We start from the raw sequence: 15560 nt of genomic DNA, 5'->3' as shown, positions 1-15560 counted from the left end.
CATCGGGACAAGCAGGGTACTTTTTTACTCTTCGATTTCCTACACCCGCACCGACTTCAGATCTCTCACCTTTTCAATCCGCTGCTCCACCAATCGATCCGCCGCCAGCCAGGTTGGAATCTCCTGCTCAGACGAAAGCTTATACACTTGCAGCAGCATCTCAAAGATCCCTTTCGTCTTCGCCAAGACCCGCTCCGGCACATAGCCTTTCAGCTCATCGGCGACCTGAATCAGCCCGCCCGCGTTCGCCAGATAGTCGGGCGCATATAAAATCCCGCGCTCCGCCAGCATCGCGCCGTGCCGTTCCATGTCGAGCAATTGATTGTTCGCCGACCCGACCACCGCCGCACAGCGCAGCTCTGCGATCGTGTCATCATTCAAGATCGCCCCCAGCGCACACGGCACAAACACATCGACATCCAGCCCGTAGATCTCCTCCGGCCGGACCACACCAAGCAACTGCTCCTTAGGTGTCGCTTCCGCCACCGCCTCCAGATAAGGCGGGTACACGTCGGTCACATACACCGTCCCGCCCGCTTCTACGAGATGCTGCACGACCAGCGACCCGACTTTGCCCACACCCTGCACCGCAAAACGCCTGCCGCTCAGCTCCGTGTTCCCCCACAGCCATTGCGCGGTCGCCTTGATCGCTTCAAACACGCCCAGCGCTGTCGGCAGTGCCGTGTTGCCCGAGCCGCCATACTCCACCGGCAGCCCGACAAAACTGGACGACTCCCGCTGCGAATGCACAAAATCCTGCGGCGTTGTGCCCATATCGGTCCCCGTGTAAAAACGCCCGCCCAGACTCTCCACATAACGCCCGAAAACGCGGAACAGCTCCGGCGATTTGTCGAGGTTGGGATCGCCGATCAAGACCGCTTTGCCGCCGCCGTTGTCCACATCCACCACGCCGCACTTGTACGTCATGCCTCTGGACAACCGCAGCACATCAAACAAAGCATCTTCCTCCGACTCATACGGCCGCATCCGGCATCCGCCCAGCGCCGGCCCCATCGTCGTGTCGTGAATCGCCACGATGCCTTTCAGCCCCGTGCCTTTATGTTGAAGGAAATGAATCTGCTCATGCCCATACTTGGCCATCTCATCAAAAATTCCCATCACACACGCCCCCTTGTCCCACTCTCTCCCTCTTCTACATCCTATTACTGCTAGAATACAAAAAGAACCGTCCGGCATGGACGGCCCTTCTTCGATCTTACAGCCCAAACGGATTGACCGGCTTGTCGCTCGTGTACACCAAAACCGACTTGGTCTCCGTGTACAGATTCAGCGTCTCAAACGCCAGCTCCCGTCCAAATCCAGTCTGCTTGCTTCCGCCAAACGGAGTGCCCGGGAATGCCGTGTACGGATGGTTTACCGTCACGATCCCCGTCTGCAACTGCCCGGCCACGCGGTGCGCCCGTGCGGTGTCTTTCGTCCACAAAGTCGCTGCCAGCCCGTAGATCGTGTCGTTGGCCAACTCAACAACTTCACGCTCCGTCGAGTATTTGATGATCACCACGACCGGTCCGAAAATTTCCTCCTGCGCCACCCGCATCTTGTTGTGCACATTCGCGAGCACCGTCGGCAGATAAAAATGCCCGTCGGCAAACTCCTCCTCCAGCCCTTCCGGACGCGCGCCGCCGCAGAGCAGTTCCGCGCCTTCACCAAGCCCGATTTTGACATAGGAATCGACCGTCTCCCACTGCTTGCGGGAGATCAGCGAGCCGACATGCATCGTCTTGTCGGCCGGGTCGCCGATGCGCAGGGATTTCGTGCGCTCCACAAACTTCGCAACGAACTCGTCATACACGTCTTCATGCACGAACAAGCGCGACCGCGCCTCGCAGGTCTGCCCGGTCGAGGTGAAGACCGCCCAGATCGACCCGTTCACCGCATCTTCGAGGTCGGCGTCGGGGAACACGATGTTTGGCGACTTGCCGCCGAGCTCCATCGTCGCTTTTTTGATCGTTTTGGCCGCACCGGCGAGGATCGATTTACCCGTTTCCGTCTCGCCGGTAAACGCGACTTTGTCCACGCCCGGATGCTCCGCCAAATACGCGCCAACACTTGCGCCCGGCCCGGTGACGAGGTTGACGACGCCCGGCGGAATCCCCGCTTCGTGGCAGATCTCGACCAGCTTCACCGCCGTCAGCGGCGTAAGCGATGCCGGCTTCAGCACCACCGTGCAGCCGGCCGCCAGCGCCGGTGCGATCTTCCACGCGGCCATCATCAGCGGATAGTTCCACGGGATGATCTGCGCACAGACCCCGACCGGCTCCTTCAGCGTATAGTTCAGCACAAACGGCGCGGCCGGATAGGTCTGCCCGTAGATCTTTGTCGTCGCCCCGGCGTAAAACTCAAAGTCTTCGATCGCCTGATGCACTTCGCCGATCACGCCGGATACCGCTTTGCCGGTGTTCAGCACTTCCAGCGCCACCAGTTCGCGCATTTTCTCGCGCATGATCTCCGCCACTTTCATCAAGAGCCGCGTGCGCTTGGCCGGAGCTGTTTTTTTCCAAACTCCATGAAAAGCTGCCCGGGCCGCTTCGACCGCCCGGTCGACGTCCGCCAGTGACGCCTGTGCCACCGTCGCAATCTTTTCCCCCGTCGCCGGATTTTGTACGGCAAACGTCTCGCCCGTGTCCACCGCTTCCCCGTTGATGATCATCGAATAGTGTTCTGCCATTGACCCCGCCCCCTTAGATCCGTTCAAACACGGTCGCCACGCCTTGCCCGACCCCAACGCACATCGTCGTCACGCCGTAGCGGTGCCCTTGGCGCTTCATCTGGTGCAACAGCGTCGCCACCATCCGCGCCCCGGTCGCGCCAAGCGGATGCCCCAGCGCGATGCCGCCGCCGTTCGGGTTCACTTTTTCCAGCGGGATGCCCAGTTCCCGGACCGACGCCAGCACCTGCGCGGCAAACGCCTCATTGATCTCAAACAGATCGATCTGCTCCGGGGTCAGCCCGGCCGCCCGGAGCGCTTTTTGCACAGCAGGCACCGGCCCGACACCCATCACGGCTGGATCGACGCCTGCCGCCGCCGACACCACATAGCGTGCCAACGGCGTCAGGCCCAACTGCTCCGCCCTCTCCCGAGACATGACCAGCACAGCAGCCGCGCCGTCATTGACGCCCGACGAGTTGCCCGCCGTCACTGTACCTCCTTCGCGAAAGGCCGGGCGCAGTTTGGTCAGCTTTTCCATCGTCGTGTCGGCGCGGGGATGCTCATCGCGCTCGATGCGCAATGGTAAGCCTTTCTTCTGCGGCACTTCGACAGGCACGATCTCGTCGGCAAACACGCCGGCCTCGATCGCCGCTGCCGCCCGGTGCTGGCTGAGCAGGGCAAACGCATCCTGCTCCTCGCGCGATACATTCCAGCGCTCCGCCACATTTTCGGCCGTCTCGCCCATCGCGTACGGGTGGTGGAGCTCGCCCAGACGCGGGTTGGTGAACCGCCAGCCGATCGTCGTGTCGAACACCTGCACGTCGCGTGCGAACGCCCCTTCCGACTTGCCGATCACAAAAGGCGCCCGGGTCATCGACTCCACCCCGCCTGCGATCACCACGTCCGCTTCCCCGGCCAAAATCGCCCGTGCCGCGCCGTTGACCGCTTCCAGCCCCGACGCGCAGAGCCGGTTGACCGTCACGCCCGGCACGCTGACCGGCAGCCCGGCCAAGAGCCCGGCCATCCGCGCCACGTTGCGGTTGTCCTCTCCGGCCTGGTTCGCACAGCCAAGAATCACATCGTCCACCAAAAGCGGGTCGATCCCCGTCCGCTCCACCAGCGCCCGGATCGCCCCGGCCGCCAGATCGTCCGGCCGCACCTCTTTCAAAGCGCCGCCATAACGCCCAATCGGCGTCCTCACCGCATCAATAATGACCGCCTCGCGCATCCGCATCATCTCCCGCCTCCTCCCGTTCCGGATAAAAACGCTGTCCTGCCCGCGCTTTCCGCTGCAAGAGCGGTGCGGGTCGGTAGCGGTCATCGCCCTGCTCGTCAAACACCCCTTGCAGGATGGCGACGACCTGCTCCACGCCGATCTGATCGGCCCATTCCAGCGGGCCAAACGGATAGTTGGTGCCAAGCCGCATCGCCGTGTCCAGATCTTCCGCCCCGGCGATCCCTTCCATCAGCGCGTACGCCGCTTCGTTGATCACCATCGCCACCACGCGCGGCATGACCAGCCCGGCGCTGTCCTTGACCCAGACCGCTTCCCGGCCCAGCCCCTGCTGCAAAAACTGGCTCGCCCGCTCCGCCGTCTCCGCCGAGGTCAGCAGCCCGCTTGCCGCCTCCACACAGGTCACCCCGGCCAGCGGCGGCACATATCCGTATCCGGCCACCCGCTCCGGCGCTGCGCACCACGACGCCGCTTCTGTGACCGACTGCCCAAGTGCTGCGATCAGCAACAGGGCATCGGACGCCATCCGCCGCTCCACTTCACGCACGATCTCCCGCATGGTCTCGCGTTCCGACGCAAAGGCGAGCACGACCGCATCAAACGTCCTTACCTCGACCGTCTGCATCAGCTCGCGCACCGCGTGCAGCCCGTCCCCCTTCCAGACAAAAAGCGGCCCGTCCGCCACAAACGACGTCACCAACTGCCCCGAATCGGCCAGTTCCCGAGCCATTTCACGGGCAATGATCCCATCTCCCAGCACCAGCACACGGCTATTCGTCATAGCGGTAGAACCCCCTTCCCGTCTTCCGGCCCAAAGTCCCGGCTTGCACCAGACGGGCCTGCAGCGGGTGCGGACGGTAGCGCGGCTCCTCATACATCGCCCGGTACACGCTTTCGCTCACCGCCAGATTGACGTCGATCCCGATCAGATCCATCAGCTGAAACGGCCCCATCCGGAATCGTCCCCCGTCGCGGGCCAGCCGGTCGATCGTCTCCACATCGGCCACGCCTTCCTGCAGCAAGCGCAGCGCCTCCCCGTAAAACGGCCGCGCCACCCGGTTGACCAGAAAACCCGGCGTGTCCTTGCACAGCACCGTCGTCTTCCCCAGCGACTCGGCAAAGCTGCGCGCCAGATACACCGCACGCTCCTCCGTCCGCAGCCCTTGAATCACTTCCACCAGCTGCATCAATGGCACCGGATTGAAAAAATGCAGCCCGACCACCCGCTCCGGCCGCTTCAGCTTGCCGGCCAGCGCCGTGATCGGCAGCGACGACGTGTTTGACGCCAAAATGCACGTCGGCGACACCACCGCTTCCAGCTTGGCGAACAAGTCCTGTTTTACCTCCAGCTTCTCCGGAGCTGCTTCGATCACCAGCGCCGTTTCGGCCAGCAGCTCCAAGCGGGTCACCGGACGGATGCGGCTCACCACCCCGGCCCCGGTGCCGGGCGGCAGTTTGCCTGCTTGCTCCCGCTTCTCCAGCCGTCCGCGCAGGCCGCCGAGGGAAGCGATCAGCACCTCTTCGCTCAGATCGTACAACAACACCTCATACCCGGCCTGCGCCGCCGCCTGGGCGATCCCGATGCCCATCGTGCCCGCGCCGATAACGCCGACCGGCTGCTCCAACACGTTCATCCTGCAGCCAGCCTCCCTAACCGCGCACCCGTTCCAGCCGCTCGACGAGCGCTTTCAGGTCGCAGATCATCTCATCCAGATCTTTTACCGCCGCATACCCGGCCGCTTTTTCCAACTCGGAGAACAAGGTGACATAGCACCCGGCGCAAAAGGTCAGCTCATGCTTGTCGAACACCTCGATCGCCTCCGGGTATTTGTGCACCACTTCGCCTACAGTCAGCCCTTTATGAATCACAAAAGACACCTCCGGTTCAGTAAGAAGGAGATACCTCTTCTGCGGTATCTCCTCTTCACACATCTTCATCAAAAGTTACCCGGTGATCGTCGCGTCCTCTTGCAGCTTATCCCAGTCGGGCGTCCACGCCGGCATGCGCAGCCCGGCGCGCTCGACCACTTTGCGCACATCTTCCTGGAAGGCGAGGCGCACTTCGTGGTTGTCGCGCTTTTTCAGGCCCAGCTTGCGGTACACTTGGTTGCGTCTCGAATTCGGTTTACCAAAAATATTCATCACCCGCGGGAACCAGCGGTCGAGCGCCTCTTGCGTCGCTTCGCGGTGCTCCGGGTCTTTGCCCAGACGCACCAGCCAGGAATCGCCGTGCGCCACGTGCATCAGCTCTTCCTTCATGATCCCTTCCATCACCCGGCGCCACGGGCCGTAGGACGACTCTTCCGAGTCCTCCAGCTGGTGCCCGGCGCCACGGTCCATCAATACGTTGAACATGATAAAGTCATACCACGTATTGATCGGATAGTAGAAAATGTTCACCCGGTCATCTTGCGCCGCCCGGGTCGCGCCCAACTCCACCTCTTCGCCGACGCGCAGCGTGAAGTCGAACTCTTTCAGGCGCGAATCGACATCGACGCCAAGCTCCTGCAGGAGCTTATACATCACGCGCCCGTGGCGCACTTCATCCTTGGTGATCGTCGCCACCGACAGCATCTCTGCCGTCGTCGGCGCTTTCATGATCCACGGGACATAGCCAAACGCGCCGGCCACTTCCGAGTCGGCCTGCATCAGCATGAGGTGAATCAGGTGCTCCCGATACTCCTCGGTCATCTCCTCTGGCGACTCGATCGTTTCCCCGCGGGCAATCTTCTCCAGCAACCGCTGCTCTTTTTCCAATTCGGACAAAGCCATTCGTTAGCAACCTCCCTGTCAGAGTTGACCGGGTCAGCCCCTGCAGACGAAAGAACTAGCGCCCCTTAAACTCCGGCGCGCGCTTCTCCAAAAATGCCTGCACCCCTTCGCGGAAATCTTCGCTCCGCCCGGCCATTCCTTGATACTGCGCTTCCGTTTCCAGCGCGGTGAACAGATCGTTTTCCGAGCCTTGGTAGATCGAGCGCTTGGTCAGGCCCAGCGCGTAGGTCGGCCCTTGGGCGATCTTGCCCGCAAATTCGCGTACTGCCGTGTCCAGCTCTTCGGCCGGCACCACTTTATTGACCAGTCCAAGACGCTCCGCATCGGCGGCGGTGATCACGTCGCCGGTCAGCGCCAGTTCCATCGCCTTGCCAACGCCGATCAAGCGCGGCAGGAAATAGCTCGCGCCCGAATCTGGCACGAGGCCGATTTTGCAGAACGCGATCGTGAATTTTGCTTTGTCGGAGGCGATGCGCAAGTCGGCCGCCATGGCAAACGCCGCGCCCGCGCCTGCTGCTGCGCCGTTGACCGCCGCGATGATCGGCTTGCGCATCGTCTGCATGCGCACGATCAGCGGGTTGTAGCGCTCGCGCACCGCGTTGGACAGATCGGCATTGTTAAATTCAGACCCGTCGCTTAAATCCTGCCCCGAGCAAAACGCCCGCCCGGTTCCGGTCAGCACGATCACGCGCACGTTGTCATCCTGCTCCGCTTTCTTCAGCGCATCATACAATTCATCGCCCATCTGCTGGTTGTAGGCATTCATCACCTGCGGGCGGTTGAGTGTAAGGGTTAAAACTCCGTTTTCCAAAGCATACAAAATCGTTTCGTACATGTGAGAGACTCCCTTTCAAAATAAGTTAGTCCACCACTTCAGCAAACGAGAACGTCACGAGCCCGCCGGCAAACGACTGCAGGTCTGCGCCCGCTTCCTTGCTCTCCGGCGTTTTAAACGACGCTTTCAGCGTGTCGAGACTCTCAAAATACATCTCGCACATCAAATAATGTTCCGTCTCGCCCCCGCGCAGGTCGAAAAACTTCGACACCTCGGTGCGCAAAAGACCCGGCGTCTTCCCGTTCAGTTCCAAATGTGTGCCAAAGTAGTGGGAGTTAAAGGCATCCAAATCTTCAGGATGTTTGTACAATGCTATCATTTTGACCATGTAGTCTAAACCTCCTCTATTTTTCGCAAACGAATCTCTCACAGCCTCTCGTTTTAGATATATAGATTTGCGCCAAAAACATTCCGAAATTTTCATTTCGTATCATGTTTCGTGATTTTTCGAGTAGTTCTAAAGAGTGCGGTATAAATCATCTGCCGTTCGCCCACACTTGAATACAACTACTCTTGAGGAGACTTCTATTCATGAACTTGTCCAAACCGCCGGGCGGCGCACAGTCCGGCTTGCCACCTGCATTTAAAAACAACCGTGGCGCTCCATGGCGCCGGTTTCTGAAACACCCGGTCTGGCGGCAGAGCCTGCTCTCCGGGCTCTTATGCACCGTCGTCGTGATGACGTATGCGCTTGTAGGCATGATCGCCTTCCAACTCTATTATCACTTTTGGTTTATGGTGTTTCTGATTCTGTTCACGCCGGTCTGGCTGGTCTGCTACGGCCTGCTGTTTGCTTCACGCTGGAAATGGCACGAACTGGCACTTGGCGTGTTTCTCGCCTTGTTTGTGATCGCGCGTTTTTATCTGAACGACGTGGAAGACTCGGGCTACCGGCTGGTCTCGGTCCTCTCCTTGGCCGGGGGCGGCGTGCTTGCCGTTTCACTGGGCTTTGGGCTGTCCAAGATCGGACGCTCCCTGTTCCACACGCAAAAAAGACCGGGCTAGAGAGCCCGGTCTTTTTCTATGTTTTCGATGCAATTAAATCACGATCTTGCGTTCGCGGAGGTTTTCTTCCATCGCTTCGTTCATTTTTTCGAGGCACTCCATCGCTTCTTTGAAGTCGCCTTTTGCTTTGTAGATATCGCCGAGGATCGAGTACGCCTTGACCAGTTCGCCAAACGCCTGCACGTCCTGGTAGATCGTAACCGCCTGGCGCAGGAACTCAGCAGCGTCTTCCGCCTGGTTGCCCGCCGAGGCGATCTGGCCGCTCATGCGGTAGACGTGTGCGCGGTCGAGGTTTTCTTCCGGGAAGAACTTGAGCGCAGATGCGCAGTGCTCCGCCGCCTGCTCGACGCGGTTGTCCTGGATCAGGATGCGGGCGAGGTCGCTGTGCAGTTGGCCCACTTCCGTCTCGCAACCGATGTCCGCATAGTCGCGCATGCATTGGGTGAGGATGGAGATCGCTTCGTCGATGTTGCCGGTCTCGCCTTTGACGATGCCGTATTTTGCCTTCACGTCGATCGTCATCTTCATGTTGTTCAGCGACTGGAAGATCGACAGCGCCGATTGGGAGTACTCGGCAGCTTTTTCGAACTCGCCCATCTCACGGTAGGTGAAGGACAGTTCGAGGTAGATGTCGCCGATCTGTTTGAAGTGGTTGCTGCCGGTAAGCAGCGAGTTGGACTCCTGGTAGAACGTCAGCGCCTCGTTGTACTCGCCCAGCTTGTAGTAGACGGTGCCGAGGTTCTTGATGATGTTCGCCTGCAGGTACAGCTCCGCGAGCTGGCCTTTTTTGATCATCTCGTACGCCTTTTTCCAGTAGTGGATGGCGATCGGGTAGTTTTTCTCCATATAGGAGAGTTCGCCCAGTTTGTTCAGCACAAGCAGTTGGATGCCGTTGTCGTTGCGCGCCACTGCAGAATCCAGAACGCTTTCGAAGCGGTCGGTCGCATCGTTCAGCTTGCCTGTGTTCAGGTAGCACACCGCCAGATCGTACGCAACGTCGATCGAGGACACGTGCGGGGACGGGTTCTCTTCCAAGTCGACCAGCATTTCGATCGCTTTGTCAAACTCACGAGTTGCCATCAGCGCCTTGGCAATCTTGTACACGCTGACTTTTTCCATTTGCGTTTCGGTGTCGGTCAGGAAGTACTCGATCGGCGTATCCAGCTTCTCCGCGATCGCGGCCAGCAGGTTGTGCGACGGGTTGGCTTTGTCCGATTCGATCTGGGAGATCATGCTCGGCGTCACCAAACCTGCGCTCAGATCGCTTTGCGTCAATCCTTTTCGAATTCTCAGTTCACGAATTTTCTGTCCTAAAGTGGCTTTCATAGCTGTCTCCTCCGTATTATCGCCTGACTTACTTTTAGAAACCGGGATTATATATGTGATGAGTAATCATTTATCGTTAGTTCAACTTAGTTTCATTATAAGAAATATATAAAATCTGTCAACTAAGTAACCACAATTCTTTTCCGATTTTAGCCGATATTTTCAAACTTTTTAAGAAGTTTACGTGCTGTCGGTTTACAGTTGTACCAGCTCACCCTGCTTGATATACTAGAAAAAAGTTACAATTGCCCAAGGGGGTCCCGGATGGACAAGTATCGTGCTGTCACTCTCGGGGACTTGCTGCGCGAGCGCCGGACCACACTCGGTCTGACGATGCGCGACGTGGCAGGTTCCTCGCTTTCCCCCACCGCTGTCAACAACATTGAAAAAGGCAAGATCAACCCCACGATCGACACGGTGCTTTATCTGTGCCAAGTTCTGCAGCTGCAGCCTGAGAAAGTTCTGCTGTTTTACCCCGATTTTACAAAAACGGCCGGAGTGCTGTTCACCCGCATTGACGAGATGGTCGCGCACGGTGAGACGGACGATGCCCTGACCCTGCTCTACGACATGTATTGGGTGGCCGCCGAACTGCCCGACCATGAACAGCACACCTCCGAGATCCAGTATAAGATCGCGCAAGTGTTCGCCGACAATGGACGTTTTGACAGTGCAACAACGGCGATGACAGATGCCTACAAGCTGTTTATTTTGACCAAAAGCTACCCGCGCCAGGTCGATGCGATCTGCGCCCTCGCCGATTTTGCCAAAACGAAAGATCAACTGCAGCGCGCCATCGGCGTCTACACCACAGCGCTGGAACTCGCCTACCGCCATCAGCTGTTCGACCGCGTCGGCCGTATTTTAATGGAGATGGCGCAGATCCACATGGAGAGCGTCGAGCAGAACGAGACCGTCTTGCTGTGCGGCCAGGCCGAGCTCGTGTTCGATTTCCTCCGCGATGCGGACGGTCTGGCAGCGATGAAATTCCTGCGCGCGCAGGCGCTGGCGGAGCTTGGCAAGTTGGAGCAGGCTCTGGAGTCTGCAGAAGCGGCCCACAACCATTTTCAAGCGGTGGGTGACGTGCAGCAGCAAGCCACAGCGGCGCGCCTGCTGGGCGAGATCCACAGCAGCCTGCAAGCGTACGAGCTCGCCCGGGAGCATTACCTGCAGGCGATGACGCTGGCAGAGAGCGCAGGGCACGATGAGCTGCACCGCGCCAAAGGAGGGCTCGCCTCCCTGTCCCTGTTGCAACAAGAGCCGGAGAGCGCCCGCCAGCATGCGCTGGAAGCGCTGACCGGGCTGCACAAGCCGCGGGACCGCTCCCGGCTCTACCGCATCCTCGCCGGCTGCGATCTGCAGACTGGGAATACCGACGGGTACAAAACGTACATGCAGCAGGCGGTGGACGCCCTGCACGAAGCAGGGGACCCCTGCTCGGCCGCTCTGATCCAATGCGAACTGGCCGATCAGACGGACGACCTGGAACTGCTCCGCGACGGATCGCGCAAATTGCGCCAGATGATCGCTTCGCGCAAACGAGTCTAACGGTGGATCACCCGACGTACGGGTGATCCTTTTTTATCTTTGCCGTCTCTTGTAAGCTGTAAACTGACTCCTGAGTTGCGGCTAGAATTAGTTGATATAATGATATTTACACTTTACTACAAAAATCTATACCTCTACAACCGTTACAATTGATAAATAGTGAATTTGACCTAAAGAAATTGTGAGTTATACTCCTTTCGTCCTATGTAAGCCTCTGGTTATCCGCGCATAAATTTAGCGAAAGGTGTCGATTGATTGTCGAGTTACAATTTCTGGTTCAATTTTAGTATATATGTGTACATAAAGTAGCGAATCTTACTTGAAGTACTATCCCGTTTTAAATTTAGTTCACAAACATCTTCTATCTATGTTATACTTACTACTAAAATCGCTCGGCATTTTATGAGGAGGAATCGACTGTGGAACAATCCTCGATCTATACGCTGGGAGCCAAACTGCGCGAGATGCGTTTGAGCAAAAAGTGGACGCTGAATGAGCTGTCCCAGCGCTCCGGCCTCTCGATCAGCCACATCTCATCTTTGGAGCGGGGCACCCGCACCAAGCCTTCGATGGAAGTGGTGCGCAAACTGGCCAACGCTTTGCAGATCCCGGTGCACTACCTGCACGATGACGACACGATCGACAAGGACATGTACTCCGAAGCGGACCGTATCCTGTCGCGATTCTCACCGGATACGCAAGCGTTCCTGCTCCAAGAGGACTCGGTGCCATATATCATGTTCGCGAAACGCCTGTATGAACTGCAAGGCGAAGAGCGCGGCATCATCAAGGCGCTGCATGAATTTTTAGAAACGACGAAATAACACAAAACCACGACACCTGTCACTTGGCGTCGTGGTTTTTGTTTGTTTTGTCGTTTTTGCGGAATTTGTCAGGTTTGCGGATCAGCTTCTCCTCGAGCACTTTGCCTTCCGCATCGAGCGTCACCTGCGCGGTCAAAGGCAGCCGGTCGCTGAAGCCAAACGTCAGGTCGGCCATCTCCGCCCGCATCTGTCCCGTCTCGTCTTTTTTCACTTCGAGGAACAGATGGCGCGCAAACCAGCGGAACACCTGATACACCTGCGACTGCTCCAGAACGGCAAGCGCCTGCTCTGCGCCTTTGCGTTCGTAGGAGTTCTTGATCGAGACTCCTTTGCGCAGATGCGCGGTGCCCAGCTCATATTTTTCCGCGCTCTCCACCACCAGGTTCCAACGGAACATCCCAAGGAACGGGATCACCGAAATGCGGCCGATTTTCAGACCCGTTTTTTCATAAAAGCGCCGCACTTGGCTGCGCAGGTAAAACTGTACTGCAACACGCAGCAACAGATAGACTGCCGAGGGCAAAATTGTATACCAGAGTACGCGCTCAGGAGACACTCCCGTCCACCATAAGTAGATCCCCAAGGCGCCAAACGCCCAGAGCACGACATCGACGATCATCAAAATGTCCCATCCGTAGCGGCGCTTGGAGAGCGGCCAGAATGCCACCGTGCCGTACGTCGTGAGCAAATCCATCCCGACATGCACGATCACCCCAAGGAAACTCCACCACCAGAGCAAGCCGAAATGCCCCGGGAAAAAGATCCACAGCACCAGTGCCAGCACCGTCGGCCAGATCAGCCAGGCCGGGATCGAATGGGTGATCCCGCGATGATGCTTCAGATAGGCGATATCTCCGCCGAACAGCCGCACCACAAAATCAAAATCGGGCGCCTGCGAACCAAGCGATGCGGCCCACAGCACAGCGCTCATCGCCGTCGGGTCCTGTGCCAGGGCCGGGTCGGTCGCCGCCAATGCGTACAAGGCGAGACCGTGAAGAGCATGCGTGACATTGTCCATGCGAGCGCACCCCTCTCTTACTATGTAGTGTAGCACTTCGCATGCGTTTGAATGCACAAAAAAAGACCCGGGCAGCGAGTGCCCAAGCCTTTTTGTGGAAACGATAGAGATGACATCTTAGTGGTTGTGACCGTCTTCGGTAGTGGTTCCCGGAGTGCCTTCTGCCGGAGTTTCAGTAGCCGGAGCCGGGTCCATGATGCCTTCGTAGTCTTTTTTGTTGATCTTGATCTCTTCTTTTGCAGTCAATTCGTTGATCAGATCGGTGAACGGCTTCGCTTTTTGTTCTTTCAGCGTGTTGGTCACTTTTTCTTTCACGTCTTCGAGCTTCGGAACCACTGCATCGGTGCGGGATTCAACTTTGATGATGTGGTAGCCAAACTCGGTCTTGACCGGCTTCTGCACTTCGTTCAGCTTGACGTCCTTGTTGAAGACGACCGCTTCGAACTCAGCAACCATGGTGCCTTTCGGGAACTCGCCGAGGTCGCCGCCGAGGTCCTTGGAGGAGTCTTCGGAATGCTCTTTCGCCAGCTTTTCGAAATCAGCCGGGTTCGCTTGCAGCTGCTTGTAGATCTCGTTTGCTTTGCCTTCATCCTTGATCAGGATGTGCTTCGCTTTTGCCTTGGCCGGAGTGCCGAGGGTGGTTTCTTTGTTTTGCTCATAGTATTCGGTGATTTCCTCTTCGGAAACGGTGATGTCCTTGGTCGCGATCTTCTTCGCGGTAACGGAGATCATCATTTCTTTTTTCAGGTCATCGAGGGTCATGTTGCTTTCTTTCAGCGCTGCTTCCAGCTTCGCCTTGTCTTTTTCAAAGCGCTCGTCGATGATCGTTTGGATCTCTTTGTCGATCTCCGCATCGGTTGCCAGCAGGCCCATCGACTTGCCTTGGTTGAGCACGACTTGTTCTTCGATCATGCGCTTCAAGGTGTCTTTGCCGCCTGCCTGCTCCAGCTTGGAGTAGAACTGCTCCTCAGAGATCTTCGTGTTGCCTACCGTTGCCACGTTGCTTTCTGTGTTCGAAAAGAACCAGATACCGCCAACGACCGCTGCACCGATCACTGCGCCTGCAATTGCCTTTTTCATGTTTATGCCTAGCCCCTTCCGTGTCTTAGTGCCCTAGTATTTTTTGTAAATCGCATTAAGTTTCCGCGATTTCTAATTACCGAATCCACACAAGTATCTTACCATAAATGACTCGCTTTGTCCTATTTTTGAACAAAAATTCAGATTCAATTGCCAGTTGTTGTGAACGATGAACTCTTGCTCTTAATGGATTGTGAGTGAAATAAACCATACCCTGCGTAGATCAGCAGCATCGCCGCGATCGACCAGGCAAACCATTCTTTGCCGAGGTACTGAATCGCCGCGCCGGTAAAGGACGGGCCCATGATCGAGCCGACGCCGTACAGCATCGTGTACAGGACATTGCCGGTGGTAAGGTTGTTCCCGTGCAAGAGGTCCCCGAGATACGCGAGCCCCAGCGAGTAAAAAGAACCAAGTGCGCCGCCGACGAGGAAAAACATCGTCATCAGCATCCAGGTGTTGTTTTGCGCCAGCGGCAGGAGCAGGAAGCCTACCATTCCGATGACGGCAGCCAGCAACAGCGTCTGGCGGCGGCCCCACAGGTCGGATAGCCAGCCGAGCGGGAATTGAAAGACGATCGATCCAAAGACGAAGACCGAGAGCGTCAGTGAAATCGTTGCCGGCAGCATGTCAAGACGCGAGCCGTAGATCGGGAACTGTCCGATCAGCGCGCCGTCCAGATAGCCGTAGACGAGGGACGCGAGCATCGCAAACGGGGCGAGCCAGAAGATGCGCCACCAGCGTTTCACGCCGCTGCCCTCTTCCTCCTCCGCTTCGGCGAGCCAGGAGTCTTCATCCGGGATGCGGATGGTGATCAGCATTGGAATGACATAGCAGATCGCGCTGACGAGAAACGGCGCCCACAGCGAGATGCTGAGCAGGTTGATGCCAAGCGGGCCGATCATCAGCCCGATGGCGATGGCCAGTCCATAAAACGCGAACATGCGCCCGCGGTTGTTTGCGGTCAAGATGGTGTTCAGCCAGATCTCCGTCGAGACGAAGATGCCGGAGAGGGCGATCCCCAAGATCACGCGGAAGACGATCCACGCGTAGAGATTGTCCCAGATCGGGAATGCCAGCGTCATGATGATCGCCAGTCCCGTGCTGTAGAGGATCGTGCGTTTCGCCCCGTACTTGCGCACGACAAGTTCGATAAACGGTGAGGCGACGATGACGCCGAAAAACAGAGCGGTTGTTGAGATGCCATTGAAGACTGCAGATACTTCGCGCTGTTCCAAGATAAAGGA

Annotated in this window: 16 protein-coding genes (1 of these 16 only partly in view); 3 read left to right on the top strand and 13 right to left on the bottom strand. The window is 57.8% G+C overall.

Annotated elements, in window-relative coordinates; genetic code table 11:
- Positions 1-39: 39 nt before the first annotated feature.
- From CBW65_RS09720 to CBW65_RS09680, 9 genes are all read right to left on the bottom strand, one after another.
- The gene (locus tag CBW65_RS09720; protein ID WP_087456618.1) at positions 40-1119 is read right to left on the bottom strand and encodes a Leu/Phe/Val dehydrogenase; all 1080 of its coding nucleotides are present in this window, start codon (positions 1117-1119) and stop codon (positions 40-42) included.
- A gap of 97 nt (positions 1120-1216) precedes the next feature.
- A complete protein-coding gene (locus tag CBW65_RS09715; protein WP_087456617.1) occupies positions 1217-2689 on the bottom strand; it encodes an aldehyde dehydrogenase family protein in 1473 nt (490 codons plus the stop codon).
- 13 nt (positions 2690-2702) lie between these two features.
- Positions 2703-3899: a thiolase family protein gene (locus CBW65_RS09710; RefSeq protein ID WP_087459182.1), complete on the bottom strand. Its 1197-nt coding sequence runs from the start codon at positions 3897-3899 to the stop codon at positions 2703-2705.
- Complete coding sequence (locus tag CBW65_RS09705; protein ID WP_198299798.1) at positions 3877-4686, bottom strand: 3-hydroxyacyl-CoA dehydrogenase family protein; 810 nt, start codon at positions 4684-4686, stop codon at positions 3877-3879. The genes CBW65_RS09710 and CBW65_RS09705 overlap by 23 nt, the downstream gene beginning before the upstream one ends.
- The gene (locus CBW65_RS09700) at positions 4676-5539 is read right to left on the bottom strand and encodes a 3-hydroxyacyl-CoA dehydrogenase NAD-binding domain-containing protein (protein WP_087456615.1); all 864 of its coding nucleotides are present in this window, start codon (positions 5537-5539) and stop codon (positions 4676-4678) included. The genes CBW65_RS09705 and CBW65_RS09700 overlap by 11 nt, the downstream gene beginning before the upstream one ends.
- A 16-nt stretch (positions 5540-5555) precedes the next feature.
- On the bottom strand, positions 5556-5774 hold the full coding sequence (locus CBW65_RS09695; protein WP_087456614.1) for a hypothetical protein: 219 nt from the start codon (positions 5772-5774) through the stop codon (positions 5556-5558).
- Between the two features lie 75 nt (positions 5775-5849).
- Positions 5850-6677 (bottom strand): 1,2-phenylacetyl-CoA epoxidase subunit PaaC, encoded by an 828-nt coding sequence (locus CBW65_RS09690; protein WP_087456613.1) that lies wholly within the window; start codon positions 6675-6677, stop codon positions 5850-5852.
- Positions 6678-6732: 55 nt separating this feature from the next.
- Entirely contained in the window at positions 6733-7512 is a 780-nt protein-coding gene (locus CBW65_RS09685; RefSeq protein WP_087456612.1) for an enoyl-CoA hydratase-related protein, read from the bottom strand.
- Between the two features lie 25 nt (positions 7513-7537).
- Entirely contained in the window at positions 7538-7840 is a 303-nt protein-coding gene (locus CBW65_RS09680) for an EthD family reductase (RefSeq protein ID WP_087456611.1), read from the bottom strand.
- Between the two features lie 203 nt (positions 7841-8043).
- Between CBW65_RS09680 and CBW65_RS09675 the strand changes: the two genes are divergently transcribed.
- Positions 8044-8517, top strand: a complete 474-nt coding sequence (locus tag CBW65_RS09675) for a hypothetical protein (RefSeq protein ID WP_087456610.1) — start codon at positions 8044-8046, stop codon at positions 8515-8517.
- Positions 8518-8550: 33 nt separating this feature from the next.
- On the opposite strand, the gene CBW65_RS09670 is transcribed toward CBW65_RS09675, so the two are convergent.
- Complete coding sequence (locus CBW65_RS09670) at positions 8551-9843, bottom strand: helix-turn-helix domain-containing protein (protein ID WP_087456609.1); 1293 nt, start codon at positions 9841-9843, stop codon at positions 8551-8553.
- Positions 9844-10107: 264 nt separating this feature from the next.
- Here CBW65_RS09670 and CBW65_RS09665 point away from each other — a divergent pair, with 264 nt between their 5' ends.
- On the top strand, positions 10108-11391 hold the full coding sequence (locus CBW65_RS09665; protein WP_087456608.1) for a helix-turn-helix domain-containing protein: 1284 nt from the start codon (positions 10108-10110) through the stop codon (positions 11389-11391).
- 419 nt (positions 11392-11810) lie between these two features.
- Positions 11811-12215 (top strand): helix-turn-helix domain-containing protein, encoded by a 405-nt coding sequence (locus CBW65_RS09660; RefSeq protein WP_087456607.1) that lies wholly within the window; start codon positions 11811-11813, stop codon positions 12213-12215.
- 19 nt (positions 12216-12234) lie between these two features.
- On the opposite strand, the gene CBW65_RS09655 is transcribed toward CBW65_RS09660, so the two are convergent.
- The 3 genes from CBW65_RS09655 to CBW65_RS09645 all read right to left on the bottom strand — a co-directional run.
- Positions 12235-13233: a metal-dependent hydrolase gene (locus tag CBW65_RS09655; protein WP_087456606.1), complete on the bottom strand. Its 999-nt coding sequence runs from the start codon at positions 13231-13233 to the stop codon at positions 12235-12237.
- 117 nt (positions 13234-13350) lie between these two features.
- Positions 13351-14313, bottom strand: a complete 963-nt coding sequence (locus CBW65_RS09650) for a foldase protein PrsA (RefSeq protein ID WP_087456605.1) — start codon at positions 14311-14313, stop codon at positions 13351-13353.
- A gap of 146 nt (positions 14314-14459) precedes the next feature.
- Positions 14460-15560 carry the 3' portion of an MFS transporter gene (locus tag CBW65_RS09645; RefSeq protein WP_087456604.1) on the bottom strand. 75 nt of this gene lie beyond the right edge of the window, so only the last 1101 of its 1176 coding nucleotides appear in the window; the start codon falls outside the window, past its right edge — the gene reads right to left on this strand; it ends in the stop codon at positions 14460-14462.

Source organism: Tumebacillus avium, assembly GCF_002162355.1.
Lineage (GTDB): Bacteria > Bacillota > Bacilli > Tumebacillales > Tumebacillaceae > Tumebacillus_A > Tumebacillus_A avium.
Note: the sequence above shows the minus strand (reverse complement) of the source record. Positions and strands in the feature narration are given on the sequence as shown.